Source organism: Bradyrhizobium elkanii USDA 76, assembly GCF_023278185.1.
Classification (GTDB): Bacteria; Pseudomonadota; Alphaproteobacteria; order Rhizobiales; family Xanthobacteraceae; genus Bradyrhizobium; species Bradyrhizobium elkanii.
The window spans coordinates 6,378,704-6,397,019 of sequence record NZ_CP066356.1 but is presented as its reverse complement, the minus strand read 5'-3'; the positions used below and the strand labels follow the sequence as shown (position 1 = coordinate 6,397,019).

16 protein-coding genes are annotated in these 18,316 nt (G+C 65.2%); 12 read left to right on the top strand and 4 right to left on the bottom strand.

The genetic code is table 11. The features are described from left to right. Positions 1–42: 42 nt before the first annotated feature. The 3 genes from JEY66_RS30820 (at position 43) to ppc (ending at position 5,625) form a co-directional block, all read left to right on the top strand. Positions 43–852, top strand: a complete 810-nt coding sequence (locus JEY66_RS30820; RefSeq protein ID WP_018270549.1) for a crotonase/enoyl-CoA hydratase family protein — start codon at positions 43–45, stop codon at positions 850–852. A 139-nt stretch (positions 853–991) separates the two neighbouring features. Next, on the top strand, positions 992–2,539 hold the full coding sequence (locus JEY66_RS30815) for an acyl-CoA synthetase (protein ID WP_018270550.1): 1,548 nt from the start codon (positions 992–994) through the stop codon (positions 2,537–2,539). Positions 2,540–2,817: 278 nt separating this feature from the next. Then, the gene (gene ppc / locus JEY66_RS30810) at positions 2,818–5,625 is read left to right on the top strand and encodes a phosphoenolpyruvate carboxylase (protein ID WP_026192491.1); all 2,808 of its coding nucleotides are present in this window, start codon (positions 2,818–2,820) and stop codon (positions 5,623–5,625) included. Positions 5,626–5,778: 153 nt separating this feature from the next. Here ppc and JEY66_RS30805 read toward each other — a convergent pair whose 3' ends face one another. The 4 genes from JEY66_RS30805 to JEY66_RS30790 all read right to left on the bottom strand — a co-directional run bounded on the left by JEY66_RS30805 (position 5,779) and on the right by JEY66_RS30790 (position 9,706). Next, entirely contained in the window at positions 5,779–6,891 is a 1,113-nt protein-coding gene (locus tag JEY66_RS30805; RefSeq protein WP_018270552.1) for an SMP-30/gluconolactonase/LRE family protein, read from the bottom strand. 170 nt (positions 6,892–7,061) lie between these two features. Next, positions 7,062–7,976 (bottom strand): SDR family oxidoreductase, encoded by a 915-nt coding sequence (locus tag JEY66_RS30800; RefSeq protein ID WP_018270553.1) that lies wholly within the window; start codon positions 7,974–7,976, stop codon positions 7,062–7,064. A 172-nt stretch (positions 7,977–8,148) separates the two neighbouring features. Further along, positions 8,149–9,288, bottom strand: coding sequence for a thiolase C-terminal domain-containing protein (locus tag JEY66_RS30795; protein WP_018270554.1), 1,140 nt, complete (start codon positions 9,286–9,288; stop codon positions 8,149–8,151). A 4-nt stretch (positions 9,289–9,292) separates the two neighbouring features. After that, complete coding sequence (locus JEY66_RS30790; protein ID WP_016841161.1) at positions 9,293–9,706, bottom strand: Zn-ribbon domain-containing OB-fold protein; 414 nt, start codon at positions 9,704–9,706, stop codon at positions 9,293–9,295. A 233-nt stretch (positions 9,707–9,939) separates the two neighbouring features. On the opposite strand from JEY66_RS30790, the gene JEY66_RS30785 reads away from it, so the two are divergent. From JEY66_RS30785 to alkB, 9 genes are all read left to right on the top strand, one after another. Further along, the gene (locus JEY66_RS30785; RefSeq protein ID WP_018270555.1) at positions 9,940–11,187 is read left to right on the top strand and encodes an amino acid ABC transporter substrate-binding protein; all 1,248 of its coding nucleotides are present in this window, start codon (positions 9,940–9,942) and stop codon (positions 11,185–11,187) included. A 46-nt stretch (positions 11,188–11,233) separates the two neighbouring features. Then, complete coding sequence (locus tag JEY66_RS30780) at positions 11,234–12,157, top strand: branched-chain amino acid ABC transporter permease (RefSeq protein WP_018270556.1); 924 nt, start codon at positions 11,234–11,236, stop codon at positions 12,155–12,157. Further along, entirely contained in the window at positions 12,150–13,070 is a 921-nt protein-coding gene (locus tag JEY66_RS30775) for a branched-chain amino acid ABC transporter permease (RefSeq protein WP_018270557.1), read from the top strand. Before JEY66_RS30780 ends, JEY66_RS30775 begins: the two co-directional genes overlap by 8 nt. Next, positions 13,060–13,788 (top strand): ABC transporter ATP-binding protein, encoded by a 729-nt coding sequence (locus JEY66_RS30770; RefSeq protein WP_018270558.1) that lies wholly within the window; start codon positions 13,060–13,062, stop codon positions 13,786–13,788. Before JEY66_RS30775 ends, JEY66_RS30770 begins: the two co-directional genes overlap by 11 nt. After that, positions 13,778–14,497 (top strand): ABC transporter ATP-binding protein, encoded by a 720-nt coding sequence (locus JEY66_RS30765; protein WP_018270559.1) that lies wholly within the window; start codon positions 13,778–13,780, stop codon positions 14,495–14,497. The genes JEY66_RS30770 and JEY66_RS30765 overlap by 11 nt, the downstream gene beginning before the upstream one ends. A 107-nt stretch (positions 14,498–14,604) precedes the next feature. Next, entirely contained in the window at positions 14,605–15,954 is a 1,350-nt protein-coding gene (locus tag JEY66_RS30760; RefSeq protein WP_018270560.1) for an amidase, read from the top strand. Beyond that, complete coding sequence (locus tag JEY66_RS30755) at positions 15,947–16,633, top strand: DUF2848 domain-containing protein (protein ID WP_018270561.1); 687 nt, start codon at positions 15,947–15,949, stop codon at positions 16,631–16,633. The genes JEY66_RS30760 and JEY66_RS30755 overlap by 8 nt, the downstream gene beginning before the upstream one ends. 233 nt (positions 16,634–16,866) lie before the next feature. Beyond that, positions 16,867–17,610, top strand: a complete 744-nt coding sequence (locus JEY66_RS30750; RefSeq protein WP_016841153.1) for a 2OG-Fe(II) oxygenase — start codon at positions 16,867–16,869, stop codon at positions 17,608–17,610. A 13-nt stretch (positions 17,611–17,623) separates the two neighbouring features. Beyond that, positions 17,624–18,277: a DNA oxidative demethylase AlkB gene (gene alkB / locus JEY66_RS30745; RefSeq protein WP_018270562.1), complete on the top strand. Its 654-nt coding sequence runs from the start codon at positions 17,624–17,626 to the stop codon at positions 18,275–18,277. Positions 18,278–18,316 lie beyond the last annotated feature (39 nt).

Genomic DNA, 18,316 nt, shown 5'->3' with positions numbered 1-18,316 from the left:
CTTTCTGTAAAGCGCCAACAAGGAACAGCGGAGGAGATTTCAATGGAAGATCGCGTTTCGATATCGATTTCGGACGGTATCGCCGATGTCCGCCTAGTGCGGGCGGACAAGATGAACGCGCTCGACGCCGCGATGTTCGAGGCATTGGTGGCCGCAACCGACCGGCTTTCCAGGGAAAAGGCCGTTCGGGTGGTCGTGCTGTCCGGGGAGGGCCGGGCGTTCTGCGCCGGGCTCGACATGGGCCGGTTCGCCGCCATGAAAGACGGCGGTAACGGAGTGCCGGGCGGCGAGAAGCGCGATCTCACCATCCGCACCCACGGCAAGGCCAATTTCCCGCAGCAGGCGGTCTGGGGCTGGCGCCAGCTTCCGGTGCCGGTAATTGCTTCGGTCCACGGCGTCGCGTTCGGCGGCGGCTTCCAGCTCGCGCTCGGCGCCGACATGCGCTTCCTCTCGCAGGATGCGCGGATGTCGATCATGGAAATCAAATGGGGCCTGGTGCCCGACATGGCGGGCACGCCGATCCTCGCGAGCCTCGTGCGCGACGACATCTTGCGCGAGCTCACCTATACCGGCCGTATCTTCTCGGCGCAGGAGGCCCAAAGTTACGGCCTTGCCACCCGCGTCTGCGACGACCCGCGCGCCGCGGCGCTCGAGATCGCGCGCGAGATCGCCGGCAAGAGCCCGGATGCGATCCGTGCCGCCAAGCGCATGCTGAACAATCTGTCGGTCGATCCGGCGGCCGCGCTGCTCGCGGAGTCGGTCGAGCAGCAGAAGCTGCTCGGTAGTCCGAACCAGACCGAATCCGTGCGCGCCAATCTGGAGAAGCGCGCGCCAAGGTTTGTGGATGCGTGACGATGTGTAGCCGTCATGGCCGGGCTTGTCCCGGCCATCCACGTCTTTGTTGCGGTGGTAAAGACGTGGATCACCGGGACAAGCCCGGTGATGACGAAGGCAACGAGGCCGCTGACGAATAACGAAGAACAACGCAGAAATGAACGAAACGTCCCAGCCCTTCCTCGGCATCGTCAGCGGCGGTCGCCGGCGCGATCACGCTGCGGTGGCCGAGCGCGCCGACCGTATTGCCAGCGGCCTCAACGAGCTCGGCGTCAAGCCGGGCGACAGCGTCTGCATGCTGATGCGCAACGACATTGCCTTCATCGAGGCTGCCTATGCCGCGATGCGGCTCGGCGCCTATGGCGTGCCGATCAACTGGCACTTCAAGCCGGAGGAGATCAACTATGTGCTGACGGATTCCGGCACGCGCGTCCTGATCGGTCATGCCGACATGCTGCATCCGCTGCGCGGTGCGATCCCGCCCGATGTCATCGTGCTCAGCGTGCCGACGCCGCCGGAAATCCTCGCCAACTACAAGATCAATCCCGATCATCTGGCGACACCGGATTTCGCGATCGATTTCGAAGCCTGGCTCGCGCAATTCCCACGCTACGATGGCCCGGTGGTGCCGCAGCCGCAGAACATGATCTACACCTCGGGCACCACAGGCCATCCGAAGGGCGTGCGCCGCTTCGCGCCGACGCCGGAGCAGACCGCCAATGCGGAAGCAATGCGCGCGATGATCTACGGCCTGAAGCCCGGCGCACGCGCGATCCTGCCGGGACCGCTCTACCATTCTGCGCCGAATTCCTTCGGCTTGCGCTCGGGCAAGCTCGGCGGCGCGCTGGTGCTGATGCCGCGCTTCGACGCGGAGGAGTTTCTGCAGCTGATCGCGCGCGAGCGGATCGACACCATCTTCATGGTGCCGACGATGTTCATCCGCCTGATGAAGCTGCCCGAGGAGGTGCGTCGGAAGTACGACATGTCGTCGCTGCGCCATATCATCCATGCCGCCGCGCCCTGTCCGCCCGATGTCAAGCGCGCCATGATCGAATGGTGGGGGCCGGTGATCTATGAATTCTACGGCTCGACCGAGTCAGGCGCGGTCACCTTCGCCAATTCCGAGGACGCGCTGAAGAAGCCCGGCACGGTCGGAAAGATCTCGCCCGGTGCCGAGCTGCGGTTCATCGGCGACGACGGCAAGGAGGTGCCGCAAGGCCAGATCGGCGAGATCTATTCGCGGATCAAGGGCAATCCCGATTTCACCTATCACAACAAGGCCGAGAAGCGCGCCGAGATCGACCGCCAGGGATTCATCACCTCAGGCGACGTCGGCTATATCGATGCCGACGGCTACGTCTTCATCTGCGATCGCAAGCGCGACATGGTGATCTCGGGTGGCGTCAACATCTATCCGGCCGAAATCGAGGCGGTGCTGCATGCCGTCCCCGGCGTGCACGACTGCGCGGTGTTCGGGATTCCCGATGCCGAGTTCGGCGAGGCGCTGATGGCGGTGGTCGAGCCGCAGGTCGGCGTCGTGCTCGACATCGCCTCCGTCCGCGCCCAGCTGAAGACTGCGCTCGCCGATTATAAGGTGCCCAAGCACATCGAGATCCAGACCAACCTGCCGCGGGAGGATTCCGGGAAAATCTTCAAGCGCCGGCTGCGCGATCCATACTGGGAACGGGCGGGGCGGAGAATCTAGCCCAACGAGCAACCGTCGTCCCGGGAAAGCCAACGGGTCGGCGCGAAGCGCCGCCCGATGACAGGCTCCGCGCGACCCGGGACCCACAACCACGGATGTTCCGTTGCGTGAGCTGCGGCCCCATCCAATGCCAAGGTTCGATAGGTCCCGGCCTTCGCCGGGACGACATTGGTCAGTGTGCACCGCCACCAAGTTCATCTTGCGCTGCGGCAAAAAAAGCGCACACTCGGGGGGAGCCGGGCAGCCTCCGGAGTAGCCAAGCCATGTCTCCCCAGGTAATGCCTCCCCAGACCATGCCGTCCGAGACGGAAATCCGCGCCAAGCGTGCCGCGGAGGTCAGCCTTCTGGAAGCGACCGCGCAGGAGGAGGATGCGCGGCTCCGGAACGACATCCGCCTGCTGGGGCGCGTTCTCGGCGACACCGTGCGCGACCAGGAAGGGGCCGATGTATTCGACCTGGTCGAGCGCATCCGCCAGACCTCGGTTCGCTTCCATCGCGACGAGGACAGGCTGGCGCGGCGGGAGCTGGAAGGCATCCTCGACGGCATGTCGATCGCCGAAACGCTGCAGATCGTCCGCGCCTTCAGCTATTTCTCCCACCTCGCCAACATTGCCGAGGACCAGAACAACATCCGCCAGATGCGCAGCCGCGGCCCCAGCGGGGCGCCGCGCCCGAGCACGCTGGAGCAGACGCTGGTGCATGCCCGCCAGGCCGGCATCAGCCCGGCCGACCTGCGCAGCTTCTTCAGGAGCGCGCTGGTCAGCCCGGTGCTGACCGCGCATCCGACCGAGGTCCGCCGCAAGAGCACGATGGACCGCGAGATGGAGATCGCGCATCTGCTCGACCGCCGCGAGCGGTTGCAGATGACGCCGGAGGAGAGCGAGGCCAGCGACGAGCAACTGCGCCGCGCGGTCGTGACGTTGTGGCAAACCAACCTGCTGCGCCGGACCAAGCTGACCGTGCTCGACGAGGTCGCCAACGGCCTGTCGTTCTACGACTACACCTTCCTGCAGGAGGTGCCGCGGCTGCATTGCGCGCTGGAGGACCGCCTGAACAAGGAGGGCGGCGAAGCGGGCGAACTCGCTTCCTTCCTCAGGATGGGAAGCTGGATCGGCGGCGATCGCGACGGCAATCCCTTCGTCACCGCGGAGGTGATGCGCGGCACGCTGCGCCTGCAGTCGAGCCAGGCGCTCAACTTCTACCTGGAGGAGCTGCATGCGCTTGGCGCCGAATTGTCGCTGGCGGCGCATCTCGCTGACGTCTCGGACGAGCTGCGGAGCCTCGCCGAGCGCTCGCCCGACACCTCGCCGCATCGCAGCGGCGAGCCGTATCGTCTGGCCGTATCGGGTATCTATGCAAGGCTTGCGGCGACGGCCTCTCGGCTCGAGGTCGAGACCAAGCGGCCGCCGGTCGGCAAGGCCGAGCCCTATGCGAGCGCCAGGGAATTCCAGGCCGACCTCGACGTGCTCAACAGCTCGCTGATCGCGAACAATTCCAGCGTGATCGCGCGCGGCCGGCTGCGGCTGTTGCGGCGGGCGGTGGATTGCTTCGGCTTCCATCTGGCGCGGCTCGACATCCGCCAGAACTCGGCGGTGCACGAGCGTACCATCGCCGAACTGTTCGACACCGCCAATCCGGGGATGTCCTATCTGGCGCTCGGCGAGGACGCCCGCGTCAGCCTGCTGCTCGGCGAGCTGCGCAATACACGGCCGCTGGCCTCGCCCTTCGTGAAATATTCCGAGGAGACCCAAAGCGAGCTCGCCGTGTTCCGGGCCGCGGCCGAGGCGCATGCCAGGTTCGGGCCGGAGGTGATCTCCCAGTGCATCATCTCGATGTGCCAGGGCATGTCCGACATGCTCGAGGTCGCGGTGCTCTTGAAGGAAGTCGGGCTGGTCAATCCGTCCGGCCGCAGCGCCGTCAACATCGTGCCGCTGTTCGAGACCATCGAGGATCTGCAGGCCTCCAGCGGCATCATGGACCGCATGCTGGTGCTGCACGATTATCGCAAGCTGGTCGACAGTCTCGGCAGCGTGCAGGAGGTGATGCTCGGCTATTCCGACAGCAACAAGGATGGCGGCTTCGTCACCTCGGGCTGGGAACTCTACAAGGCCGAGATCGGCCTCGTCGAGGTGTTCGAGCGCCACGGCGTGCGGCTGCGCCTGTTCCACGGCCGCGGCGGTTCGGTTGGCCGCGGCGGCGGCCCGAGCTATGACGCGATCATCGCGCAGCCTGGCGGCGCCGTGAACGGCCAGATCCGCATCACCGAGCAGGGCGAGATCATCTCCTCGAAATATTCCAATGCCGAGGTCGGCCGCAGCAATCTGGAAATCCTCGCCGCGGCGACGCTGGAAACCAGCCTGCTGCAGCCGCGGCAGAGCGCGCCGCGCCCCGAATATCTCAAGGCGATGGAGGAAATATCTGCGCTCGCCTTCAAGGCCTATCGCGGCCTCGTCTATGAGACCGAAGGCTTCGCCGATTATTTCTGGGGTTCGACCGTCATCAACGAGATCGCGACGCTGAACATCGGCAGCCGCCCGGCCTCGCGCAAGAAGACCCGCGAGATCGAGGACCTGCGCGCCATCCCGTGGGTGTTCTCCTGGGCGCAATGCCGGCTGATGCTGCCGGGCTGGTATGGCTTCGGCAGCGCGGTCGAGAGCTGGATATCCGGGCATCCGGAGCAGGGCATGGCGTTCCTGCAGGAGCTCTATCGGGAATGGCCGTTCTTCCGCACGCTGCTCTCCAACATGGACATGGTGCTGGCGAAGAGCTCGATCGCGATCGCCTCGCGCTATGCCGAGCTGGTGCCCGACGTCGCGTTGCGCGAGAAGATTTTTGGCCAGATCCGCCGCGAATGGCACCTGTCGATCGAGACGCTGCTCGACATCATGGGGCATGACCGGCTGCTGCAGGGCAATCCGCTGCTGGAGCGCGGCATCCGCAACCGCTTCCCTTACATGGATCCGCTCAATCACGTGCAGGTCGAGCTGCTCAAGGAGTATCGCGCGCAGAACCCGGACGAGCAGGTGCTGCGCGGGATTCAGATCACGATCAACGGGATCTCGGCGGGGTTGAGAAACAGCGGATAGCCGCAGCGTCGTCCCGGCCTAGTGCGCGATTGCGCACGGGGCCGGGACCCATAACCACGACCGGGAGTGTCGTGAACGATGTGGGCCCCAGCTTTCTTCAGCTATCAACAGCGGTGGTAATGGGTCCCGGCCTTCGCCGGGACGACGCTTAGATCAACAGTTGTGCGCGCCCTTCGTCTCCACATAGACCGCGTAGAGCGACTGGCTTGCGGTCATGAACAGGCGGTTGCGCTTCTTGCCGCCGAAGGTGAGGTTGGCGCAGGTCTCGGGCAGCAGGATCTGGCCGATGCGCTGGCCGTCGGGCGCAAACACCTGCACGCCGTCATAGCCCGGTCCGACCCAGCCGGCGCCGACCCAGATATTGCCGTCGACGTCGACACGCATGCCGTCCGGGAAGCCTGACTTGCCGTCCAGCGTCATGTCGATCAGCGTGCGCGGGTTGGAGAGCTTGTCGCCATTGAGGTCGTACTGCCAGACGATGTTCTTGGCGTTCGGGTAATGCGTGGTGCCGGTGTCGCAGACATAGACCTTCTTGTAGTCGTGGCTGAAGGCGATGCCGTTCGGCTTGAACGGCTCGTCGGCGACCTTGGTGATCTGGCCGGTCGCAGCGTCGATGCGATAGACGGCTTCCTTCTGGTAGGGCTGCTTCGATCCCGTGTTGGCCAGTTGGCCCTCATAGATCGAGATAGCGCCATAGCCGGGATCGGTGAACCAGATCGACTTGTCGTTGGGATGCACGACCATGTCGTTCGGCCCGTTGAGCTGCTTGCCATTGGCCTGCTCCGCCAGGGGCGTGACGGTTCCGTCGTGCTCGTAGCGCACCAGCCGCGTGCGCTCGGCGGTGATCTGGCGGCCCTCGAAATCGAAGGTCGAGCCGTTGGCCTCGTTCGACGGCTTGTGGAATTGCTCGGAGATGTGGCCGTCGTCGTCGAGATAGCGCAGTTGCCGGTTGGCCGGGATATCGCTCCAGACCAGATACTGGCCCTGCGCGTTCCAGGCCGGGCCCTCCGCCCACAGGCAGCCGGTGTAGAGCCGCTTGATCGCGGTGTTGCCGACCTTGGCCTTGAAGCGCTTGTCGTCGATCACGACGATGTCTGGATCGGGATAGCGCTGCGGTTCCGCGTTGGGGCCGAAGTCGCGCGCTGCGGCATCGGATGCCGCCATCGCGGTTGCAGCAAGCGCGGTTGCGCCGCGCAAGATTGTCCGACGGTCGAACGCCTTCGCACCGTCGCCCTTGTGTTTCTGAATGTTGCTTGGATTTGTCACGAAAGTCCTCCCAGGCTTTTTTGTTATCGGGAGGACGATCATACCCCCGCAATTCTGGCACAATGCGGGCACGCCATGATGAAACAACCAAAGAGTGTGCCGCCCCCGCTGTTTCGCGGAGGCGACGATTTCACAAAACTGTCAGATCAGATCGGAGGATCAAATCGGGTTCAGATCGGATCCCAGGTGAAGACGTCGGCCGAGCGGTCGAGCTTGGCGAACGATCCCTTCAGCGCCGGCATGCCGTGTTCGGCAATGGTCTCGGGCGTCCAGCCTTCGCCGCGATGCACCGAGCGCACCGGACGATGCTGGCCGAACAGGAAGATCTCGTTCATGCGCACGCCGAAGATCTGTCCGGTGACGTCCTTGGCCGCGTCCGACAGCAGATAGGCGCAGACCGGCGCGATCTTCTCCGGGCCCATCTGCTTGATCTTCTCGACGCGCGCCTTCTCGGCGTCGGTCTCGGTCGGGATGGTGCCGATCATGCGGGTCCAGGCGAACGGCGACACGCAGTTCGAGCGCACGTTGAAGCGGCCCATGTCCAGCGCGATCGATTTCGACAGGCCGACGATGCCGAGCTTGGCGGCGGCGTAGTTGGCCTGGCCGTAATTGCCGATCAGGCCGGAGGTCGAGGTGAAGTGCACGAACGAGCCCGACTCCTGCTCGCGGTAGATCCGCGCGGCGGCGTGGCTCACATAGAACGAGCCCATCAGATGCACCTTGATGACGGCCTCGAACGCCTCCACGCTCATCTTGTGGAAGATCATGTCGCGCAGGATGCCGGCATTGTTGACGACGCCGTCGAGCCGGCCGAAATGGTCGGTCGCGGTCTTCACGATCTTGCTGGCGGGGATCGCTTCCGCCACCGACTCGAAATTGGCGACCGCGGTGCCGCCGCGCTTCTTGATTTCCTCGACCACCTCCTCGGCGGGCGCCGCGCTCGTGCCGGCGCCATCGGCGGCGCCGCCGGGATCGTTGACCACGACCTTGGCGCCTTCCGCCGCACAGAGCAGCGCGATCTCGCGGCCGATGCCGCGCCCCGCGCCAGTGACGATGATGACTTTATCCTGCAGTGATTTTGCCATGTCGGTTCTCCTTGGTTCTTGCTGACCTCGCCCCGCTTGCGGGGAGAGGTCGGATCGCATCGCAGATGCGATCCGGGTGAGGGGGACTCTCCGCGAGTCCGGTGTGTGGAAGCAGCCCCTCACCCCAGCCCTCTCCCCGTAAGAACGGGGAGAGGGGGAGCGAGCAGCTCATTCATTTCTCGTTCGTAAAGATGATCGTGCCACTTGCGGCGAACATGCCGCCGACGCCGTGACAGACCGAGATCTTCGCGTTCGGCACCTGCGCCGGCGCGATGCCGCGCATCTGCCGCACGCTCTCCTGCAGCGCGTACATGCCGTACATGCCGGAGTGCATGTAGCTGAGGCCGCCGCCATTGGTGTTGAGCGGCAGCTTGCCGCCGGGGCGGGTGTTGCCGTCGGCGATGAACCTCCCGGTCTCCTCGTACGGCATGAAGCCGAGGTCGCCGAGGCCGTAGAGCGGCAGATGTGCGAAGGCGTCGTAAATCATCAGATGATCGACGTCCTTGTGGGTGATGCCGGCCTCCTTGAAGGCCAGGGGGCCCGCCACCTTGAAGGCGCGCGACGAGTCGAACGTCTTCATCTGGCTGACCATCGCCGTTTCCACGCTCTCGCCGGTGCCGAGGATGTAGACCGGCTTGTTCGGGAAATCCTTGGCGCGGTCGGCCGATGTGAGGATCAGCGCGCCGCCGCCGTCGGTGACAAGGCAGCATTGCAGCAGCCGGAACGGATAGGCGATCATCCGCGAGTTCAGGACGTCGGCGACCGTGATCGGATCCTTCATGGTCGCGCGCGGATTCTTCGCCGCCCATTCGCGCTGCACGACAGCGACCATCGCAAGCTGCTCATGCGTGATGCCGTGCGTCTTCATGAAGCGCAGCACGGGAATCGGGAACATGCTCGGCGGCCCGTAGACACCGAACGGCGCCTCGAACTGGCCGTTGAGGCTGTCGGCCGGCGTGAAGCGCGGTTGCTTGCCGATCATCGACTTGCCGCTCTCGGCGTGGGTGATCAGTACGGTCTTGCAGAGGCCGGCCTCGATGGCGGCGGCGGCGTGGCGGACATGCAGCATGAAGGAGCAGCCGCCGACCGAGGTGCCGTCGACCCAGGTCGGCGTGATGCCGAGATAGTGTGCCATCTGCTGCGGGGTCTCGACCGCGGTGGCGAAGCCGTCGATGTCGGACAGCTTCAAGCCGGCGTCCGCGATCGCATTCAGCGCCGCGTCCGCGTGCAGCTGGATCTGCGACATGTTCGGGATGACGCCGAGTTCGGTGGTTTCGGCCGCGCCGACGACGGCAACCTGGTTCCTGCGCATTGCGTTACCCCTTTGCCGGACGGAACAAGGGAAGGGTGATCTTGTCGTCGAGCGCCTCGAAGGCGACCTCGAGCCGCATGTCGAGCTCGAGCGCTTCCGGCGTCTGCGGACAATCGATGATGTTGCTCATCATGCGCGGACCTTCGTCGAGCTCGACCACGGCGATCGCATAAGGTGGCGTGAAGCCGGGCGCGGCGGGACGGTGGTTGATGACGTAGCTGTACAGCTTGCCCTTGCCGCTGGCCTTGAAGATCGAGACCTTGCGCGAGGCGCAGGAGGGGCAGAACGGCCGCGGCGGAAAGTAGACATTGGCGCAGGCATCGCAGCGCTGCAGGCGCAGCTCGCCGGCCTTGGTGCCATCCCAGAAATGCTGGGTCTCCGGTGTCGGTTTTGGTTTCGCGCGCGCGGGCTCGGCCATGTCTGATGTCTCCTCCCGAAATCGTTACAGCCTTGATGCGCCATTGAACCAAGGCCCGTCAACGGTCCATCCATGCTCCGCGCGGCGGCCTGTGTCCCGCGCATGCCGCATATTCCGCCCCTCGCACAATTGCTAAGGCCGCGATGCTTGTGCCGCTCCGATCCGGCGCGTAGAAGGGCCGCGGTTCAAGACACGTCCAAGACACGTTCAAGATAGCCGGGAGGAACAATATCATGCTGAGGATCATCGGCGCGGCACTCGCTGCCAGCCTCGCATTTGCCACGCAGGCGATGGCCGCCGACGCACCGTCGGAGATCAAGATCGGCACGCTCTATGCGTCGTCGGGGCGCTACGCCTCGATCTCGATGCCGGTCTACAGCTCGCTGAAATTGTGGGTCGAGCAGAAGAACGCCGAGGGGGGCGTGTTCGTGAAGGCGTTCGACAAGAAGATCCCGATCAAGCTCGTCTCCTATGACGACCAGAGCAACACCGCGACCGCCTCGACGCTCTATAATCAGCTCGTCACCCAAGATAAGGTCGACCTCCTGGTCGCCGATTCCGGATCGGTGCTGACGGCGCCCGCGGTTGCGATCGCGCGCGACCACAAGATGTTCCTGTTCGACCAGACCGGCACCGGCGCGAGCTTCTTCTCCAAGGACAATCCCTACATCGCGCTGATGGCCGACCCCGTGTCGACGGTGTGGCCGAAGCCGGTCGCCGACTTCATCAGTCATGACGGCCCGGGCCTCGGCATCAAGAAGGTCGCCATCCTCTATTCGACCAACGAGTTCACCGGTACCCAGGCCAACGCGTTCCGCAAGTTCGTCAAGGAGTCCGGCGCGCCGATCGAGATCGTCTATGACCAGGGCGTTCCGACCGAGACCACCAACTACAACGTCATCATCAACAACATCAGCAACGCCAATCCTGACGCGGTGATCCATTTCGGCTATGCGCCGAACGACATCGCCTTCCTGCGCAACGTCCAGGACGTCGGCACCAAGTTCAAGATGCTGTTCGCGATCTATGCCGGCCTCGAGACCGAGTTGCTCGAAAAGAATGTCGGCGCCAAGGGCCTCGAGCACATCTGGACCTATGTGCCGCCGTCCGAATTGGACTATCCCGTCAATTTCGGGATGAACATGAAGGATTTCCGCGCCGCCTGGACCAAGAAGTACAACGACGGCAAGATGGAGTTCGGCTTCAACGCGGTCGCCGGCTACACCACCGCGCTGGTGATCGAGAAGACGCTGTCGGTTGCGACCAGCCTCGACCAGATGGAGCTGCGCCGCGCGGTGTTCTCGCTCAGCGGCCAGCTCAAGACGCTGGACGGCACCTTCGCGCTGGATGAGACCGGCGGCCAGATCGGCGAATTGACGCCGCTCGGCCAGCTCACGGTCGACGAGCACGATCACATCAAGTTCGTCTCGATCTATCCGCGCGAGACCGCCACCGGCAAGCCGATCTATCCGGCGCCGTGATGCAGGTGAGTGCGGCAGGCGTAACCTTCGGCGGTGAGCGGGTAGCATGACCTATGCGCTCGTTGCCGGCGTGCTGTTCGGGTTGTATTTCAGCCTGGTCGGCATCGGTCTCAATCTCGTGTTCGGCGTCATGCGCATCGTCAACCTTGCGCATGGCGACATCCTGATGCTGGGCGCCTTCATCGCGCTCGGCGTGGTCGGCATCGCCGGCATCGACCCGCTGTTCGCGGTGCCGCTCGCCTTCGTGGTGTTCGTGCTGGTCGGCGTGCTGCTGTACTGGGTGCTGGTGCCGCGGCTGCAGGGCTCGGCCAATCCGGAAATGCTGTCGATCATCCTGTTCTTCGGCTTGTCGCAGGTGATCGAAGCCGTCACCACGATCTTCGCCGGCACCAGCGAGCGCTCGATCCAGAGCCGGCTGCTCGGCACCGTGTTCACGACCATCAAGGTGAAGTGGTTCGGCGGCAAGGCGGGCGGGGCAGGGCCGATCCAGATCTTCGGCCAGGGCTTTCCCGCGCCCTGGGTGATCGCGGCGATCACCAGCCTGATCGCGATCGCGCTGATCTACCTCTATCTCTACCACACGCGGCTCGGCACCCTGACACGCGCGGTGATGTCACGCCGTGACGAGGCGCTGGCGACCGGCATCGATGTCGATCGCGTCTCGGCGGCGGCGTTCGGCATCGGTCTCGGCATCGCGGCGGTCGCCGGCGTGTTCGCGCCCTTCATGTTCGGCTCGGTGACGCCGGCGTTCGGCGCCGATGCGACCGTGACGTCGTTTGCGATCGTCGTGCTGGGTTCGCTCGGCAATCCGCTCGGCACCGCGCTCGGCGGCGTCGTCTACGGCCTGTGCTACATGCTGGTGCAGACCTATCTCAGTTCCTGGGCCGACCTGCTGCCCTATGTGTTGTTGATCGTGATCCTGTTGTTGCGCCCGAGCGGTCTGCTCGGAAGGCGGGTGCGCGTTGCATAACGCATCGAAGCACCTGCTGTTCATCCTGGCGCCGCTGGTGGTAGTGTTCGCGCTGCTGCCCGGCGTCTATCAAAACCATCTGCTGCTGTTCAACTTCGTGATCTTCCTGATCCTCGCGCAGGGCGTGAACATCATCTATGGCTTCACCGGCTATCTGCCGTTCGGTTATGTCGGCTTCTTCGGCGCCGGCGCCTATGGCTTCGCCATCATGGTGATGCATCTGCAGACGCCCGCGCCGCTCTCCGTGCTGGTCGGCGGCGTCGTGGCGGTCGCGCTCGGCCTGTTGCTGACACCGCTGCTGCGGCTGTCGGGCGCGTATTTCGCGATCGCCAACCTCGCGGCTTCGCTCGCGGTGCTGCACTTTGTTGCCAACCCGGCGCTGGAAGGCATCACCAAGGGCCCCTACGGCGTCTCGCTCACCGGCACCTTCAACCCGACCCACGCCTACTATGCGGCCGTCGTCGTGATGGCGCTGACCGTCGGTGCGGTGGTCTATCTCAAGAACTCGCCGTTCGGGCTGGCGCTTCAGGCCGTGCGCGAGGATGCGGTGTCGGCCTCGATGGCCGGCGTCAATATCGTGAAGATGCGGGTGATCGCCTGGCTCGCCTCGGCGCTGGTCGCCGGCCTCGCCGGCGGTATCTACGCCTGGTACGTCTCGGTGTTCTATCCGGACAACGTGTTCTCCGGCGAGTTCTCGATCTTCGCGATCGTGTTCGCGCTGTTCGGCGGCGTCGCCACTATCACCGGCCCGATCGTCGGCGTGCTGATCCTCTACGGCATCTACAATTTGATCGGCTTCACCACGCCGCAATACTTCCAGCTGATCTATGGCCTCCTGATCATGGGCCTGGTGCTGTTCCTGCCCGCAGGGCTGGTGTCGCTGGCAACCCGCAGGGGGTGGCATGTCCCCTGAGAAAACCCCGATCCTCAAGGTCTCCAAGCTGGTCAAGCGCTTCGGCGGCTTCCATGCGCTCGACGGCCTCAGCTTTCACGTCGTACCGGGCGAGATCCTCGGCCTGGTCGGCCCGAACGGCTCCGGCAAGACCACGGCGATCAATGTGATCTCCGGTCTCTATGCGCCCGATGGCGGCGAGGTTGTGTTCGACAGCGCGTCCGCCGGCGGCGTCGCCTCGCACAAGCTCGTTCACCGCGGCATCAACCGTACCTTCCAGGTGCCGAAGCCGTTCCTGTCGCTCACGGTGCGCGAGAACATCCAGGTGGCGCTGGCCTATGGCAGCGCCACCGGTGCGCCGTCGATCGCCGAACTGCTCGAGGATTTCAGGCTGAAGGAGGTTGCCGACCGTCCGGCCGCCGATCTCAACAGCGCGCAGCAGAAGATGCTCGATCTGACCCGTGCGCTCGCCACGCGGCCGCGGCTGTTGCTGCTCGACGAACTCGCCGCCGGCCTCAACCCGGCGGAGCTCGACTGGATCGCCGGCCGCATCAAGGCCTTGGCCGCGACCGGCATGGCGATCATCGTGGTCGAGCACCTGATGGGCTTCATCGAGCAGATCACCGACCGCGTCATCGTGCTCAATGCGGGCAAGGAGATATTCGAGGGGACGCTCGCGACCGCGGTGCGCGAGCCGCAGGTGATCGAGGTATTTTTGGGAGGCGAGCATGCCCACTGATGCGGTGCCGCTTCTGGACACGAGGGGCATCGATGCCGGCTACGGCACCATGCAGGTGTTGTGGGGCGTCGATCTCGACGTCCGCCCCGGCGAGACCGTGCTGCTGCTCGGCGCCAACGGCGCGGGCAAGACCACGTTCCTGAAGTCGCTAGTCGGCCTGATCGAAGCCCGCAGCGGCCACATCAAGCTCGGCGGCGAGGACATCACCAGGATGCGCTCGTCGGACCGGATGAAGCGCGGCATGACCTACATGTCGGAGCTTGCAGTGTTTCCCGACCTGTCGATCGAGGAAAATATCCGCGTCGGCGCACAGGCGCTGGGGCATGCCAATCCGGGCGCGCGAGTCGACGAACTGTACGGCCTGTTCCCGGTGCTGCGCGACAAGCGCCGCGATCCCGCGTCGAGCCTGTCCGGCGGTCAGCGCAAGATGCTCGGCATCGCCAAGGCATTGTCGGCCGAGCCGAAGCTGCTGGTTATGGACGAGCCCTCGGCCGGGCTGTCGCCACTGTTCGTCAAGGAGGTCCTGCGCGCCCTGTCGAGCCTGCAGGGCCGCGGACTGGCACTCTTGATCGCCGAGCAAAATATCGGTTTTCTCGAGATTGCCACCCGCGTATTCGTGCTGGAAGGCGGGCGGATCCGCTTCTCCGGCACGGTTGCTGAGATGAGCGGCAATGAAGCGCTGCACCGCGCCTATTTCGGGCTCAAGTGATGCGAGGTGAGGGCCGGTGGGCTGGAAATCGGCCCCGGTTCGGGTGACAATCAGCTGCAAGAGCTTTGAATTGCAAGCCATGAAGTGCAAGCCGTGAAGTGAAAGCCATGCCCAAGAATCCGACACTCGCCTCCCTTGCCGCCGATCTCGCCGGCGGCGCGACCTCTGCCCGCAAGCTCGTCGAGCAGTGCATCGCCAGGATCGCTGAACCCTCAGGCGAGGGCCAGCGCACCTTCATCCATGTCGACCGCGACGCCGCGCTCGAGGCCGCCGACGCCATGGACCGGCTGCGCAAGGCCAATGCGGCGCCGTCGCCCTTTGCCGGCATTCCGGTCTCGATCAAGGACCTGTTCGACATCAAGGGGCAGGTGACGCGGGCGGGCTCGCGGGCGCTGGAGGATTCCGCGCCGGCGGAGGCCGATGCGCCGGTGGTGGCGCGGCTCAAGCGCGCCGGCTTCGTCGTGATCGGCCGCACCAACATGACCGAGTTCGCCTATTCCGGCATCGGCATCAATCCGCATTACGGCACGCCGAAGAGCGCCTGGAACCGGAGCGTCGGCCACGTACCGGGCGGCTCGTCCTCGGGGGCGGCGGTCTCGATCGCCGACGGCATGGCGTTCGGCGCGCTCGGCACCGACACCGGCGGCTCCTGCCGGATTCCGGCGGCCTTCAACGGCATCGTCGGCTACAAGCCGACGCAGCGCCGGATTCCGCTCGATGGCGGCGTACCGCTGTCGTTCACGCTCGACAGCTACGGCCCGCTGGCCAATTCGGTGGCCTGCTGCGCCGCGCTCGACGCGGTGCTCGCCGACCAGCCGGTAACGTCGCTCACGCCGCGTCCGGTCAAAGGCATGCGGCTCGCGGTGCCGACCACGGTCGCGCTCGACGACCTCGATGATGCCGTCGCGAAAACCTTCGAGCGCGCGCTCGCTTCGTTGTCGCGCGCAGGCGCCTTGATCGAGCGGATCGAGGTGCCCGAATTGCTCGATGTCGGCGTCATGAACGCCAAGGGCGGCTTTGCCGCCGCCGAAAGCTATGCCTGGCATCGCTTCCTGCTGGCCAGCAAGGGCGATATCTACGATCCGCGCGTCGCCGTGCGCATCCAGCGCGGCGAGGGCTTTCCGGCCGCCGACTATATCGATCTGCTCAACGCGCGCCGCTCCTTCATCGCCCGCACCGAGACGCGGATCGCGCCCTATGATGCGATGGTGCTGCCGACCACGGCGAACCTGCCGCCAACGATCGCCAGCCTCGCCGACGACAAGGCGTTCGCCACCGAGAATTTGCGCGCGCTGCGCAATTGCACGCTGATCAATGTGCTCGACGGCTGCGCGATCTCGCTGCCCGCGCATCGCGAGGGCGAGGCGCCGGTCGGCCTGATGCTCGCCGCCGCCGGCGGTTCGGACCGGCGCATCTTCGAACTCGCTGCGGGAATGGAGACCGTGATCCGTGTTTGATCTCACCTTCAATGTCGACGACAAGGGCGTCGCCACTCCGCTCGCACTGGAAATCAGGCAGGCCGTGATCGCCGGGTGGACGGGCCGCGACCCGGTGGCGCGCGACAAGCACATCGCCGAGCTCGAGGCGCTCGGCATCGCACGACCCGCGACCACGCCGATCTACTACCGCTGCTCGGCGCGCCGGCTCACCTTCGCCGATATCATCGAGGTCTGCGGCGAGGACTCGAGCGGCGAGGTCGAGTTCGTGCTGATCGGCTGGCAGGGCCGCATCTTCGTCGGCTGCGGCTCCGACCACACCGACCGCAAGGTCGAGAGCTACAGCGTCACCGTGTCGAAGCAGATGTGCGACAAGCCGATGGCGTCGGAGCTGTGGGAACTCGAGGATGTGATTGATCACTGGGACCAGCTGGTCCTGCGCTCCTGGGCCACAATCGGCGGCCAGCGCGTGCTCTACCAGGAAGGCACGCTCGATCACATGCTGCCGGTGAAGGACCTGATCGCGCGCGGCTTCGACCAGGGCGCGCTGCCCGACGGCTGCGCCATGTTCGGCGGCACCTTCGCCGCCAAGGGCGGCATCCGCCCCGCCAGCCGCTTCGAGTTCGAACTGGAAGACCCGGTGCTGAAGCGGAAGATCAGCCACGGCTACGATGTGGTGACGCTGCCGGTCAGGGGCTGATTTCTCTCTGCGCAAGTCGTGCCAGAAAATGTCGGCTAACACTCGCTCCACGTGTCGTCCCGGCGAAAGCCGTGACCCATAACCACAGGGCATTGTGGTTGGCACGCTGTGGCCCCAGCGATCTCAACAGCTGACGACGGTGGTCATGGATCCCGGCATTCGCCGGGACGACACCGCAATTTCGATCGGAAATCGGGTGGCGCGGGCCACAATCAGGGGCCAGATTCCGTCCCATGACAGCAACAGCCAAAACCATCACCCGCCCAGCCCCCGGCATTCTCGCCCGCGTCGACGCGCTCGACTGGGACCGGATCACGACCGATCTCGACGGGCAGGGCTGCGCCGTCCTCAACGGCTTGCTGACACCTGAGGAATGCGATGCCATCGCCGCGCTCTATCCCGACGACAGCCAGTTCCGCAGCCGGATCGTGATGGGCCGTCACGGCTTCGGCCGCGGCGAGTACAAATATTTCTCGTATCCGCTGCCGGACCTGATCGCGGAGCTTCGGCCCGCGCTCTATGCGCGGCTGACCGCGACAGCCAATCGCTGGAACGAGACGATGGGGATCGAGATCCGATATCCCACGTCGCATGCGGTGTTCCTGAAGCGCTGCCACGACGCCGGACAGACGCGGCCGACGCCGCTGCTGCTGCAATATGGCGAAGGCGACTACAACTGCCTGCACCAGGATCTCTACGGCGAGCACGTGTTTCCGATCCAGGTCGCGATCCTGCTGTCGCAGTCGGGGCGCGATTTCACCGGCGGCGAATTCGTGCTGACCGAGCAGCGGCCGCGGATGCAGTCGCGGCCCGAGGTGGTGCCGCTGACCAAGGGCGATGCGGTGGCCTTTGCCGTGCATCATCGCCCGGTGCAGGGGACGCGCGGACCGTATCGTGTCAATCTGCGCCACGGCGTCAGCCGGATTCGCTCCGGCCACCGCCACACCGTTGGTGTGATCTTCCACGACGCGAAGTGAGTGCGAGAGAGGCGTGGCCGCTGATCTGTTCGAGACAATTGGCGATGCACGGCCGTCGCGCGAGACGATCGCGGATGGCGCGGTGCTGCTGCGCGGCTTTGTCCGGCCGTTCGAGGCCGAGCTGATCCCAGCATTGCGCGTCATCGTCAAGCAGGCGCCGTTCCGGCATCTGATCACGCCGGGCGGCCACCGCATGTCGGTCGCGATGACCAATTGCGGCAGCCTCGGCTGGGTCTCCGATCCCGGCGGCTATCGCTATGATCCGATCGATCCCGACTCGGGGCAGCCCTGGCCTGAAATGCCGGAGGTGTTGCGCAGGCTTGCCGCCGGCGCCGCTGAAGAAGCCGGCTTCAACGGCTTCGCGCCTGAGGCCTGCCTGATCAACCGCTACGTCCCCGGCGCAAAACTGTCGCTGCATCAGGACAAGGACGAGCTCGACTACCGCGCACCGATCGTGTCGATCTCGCTCGGGTTGCCGGCGATCTTCCTGTTCGGCGGCCTGAAGCGCAGCGACACGCCGCGCCGCTATCGGCTCGAGCATGGCGATGTTGCGGTGTGGGGCGGACCGTCACGGTTATTTTATCACGGCGTGGCACCGCTCGCCGACGGCGAGCACAGCATGCTCGACCGCCAGCGCATCAATTTGACCTTCCGCAAGGTGCGCTGACTCCCCTCCCGCAAATCGGGCGGGTGGTCTAGACTTGGC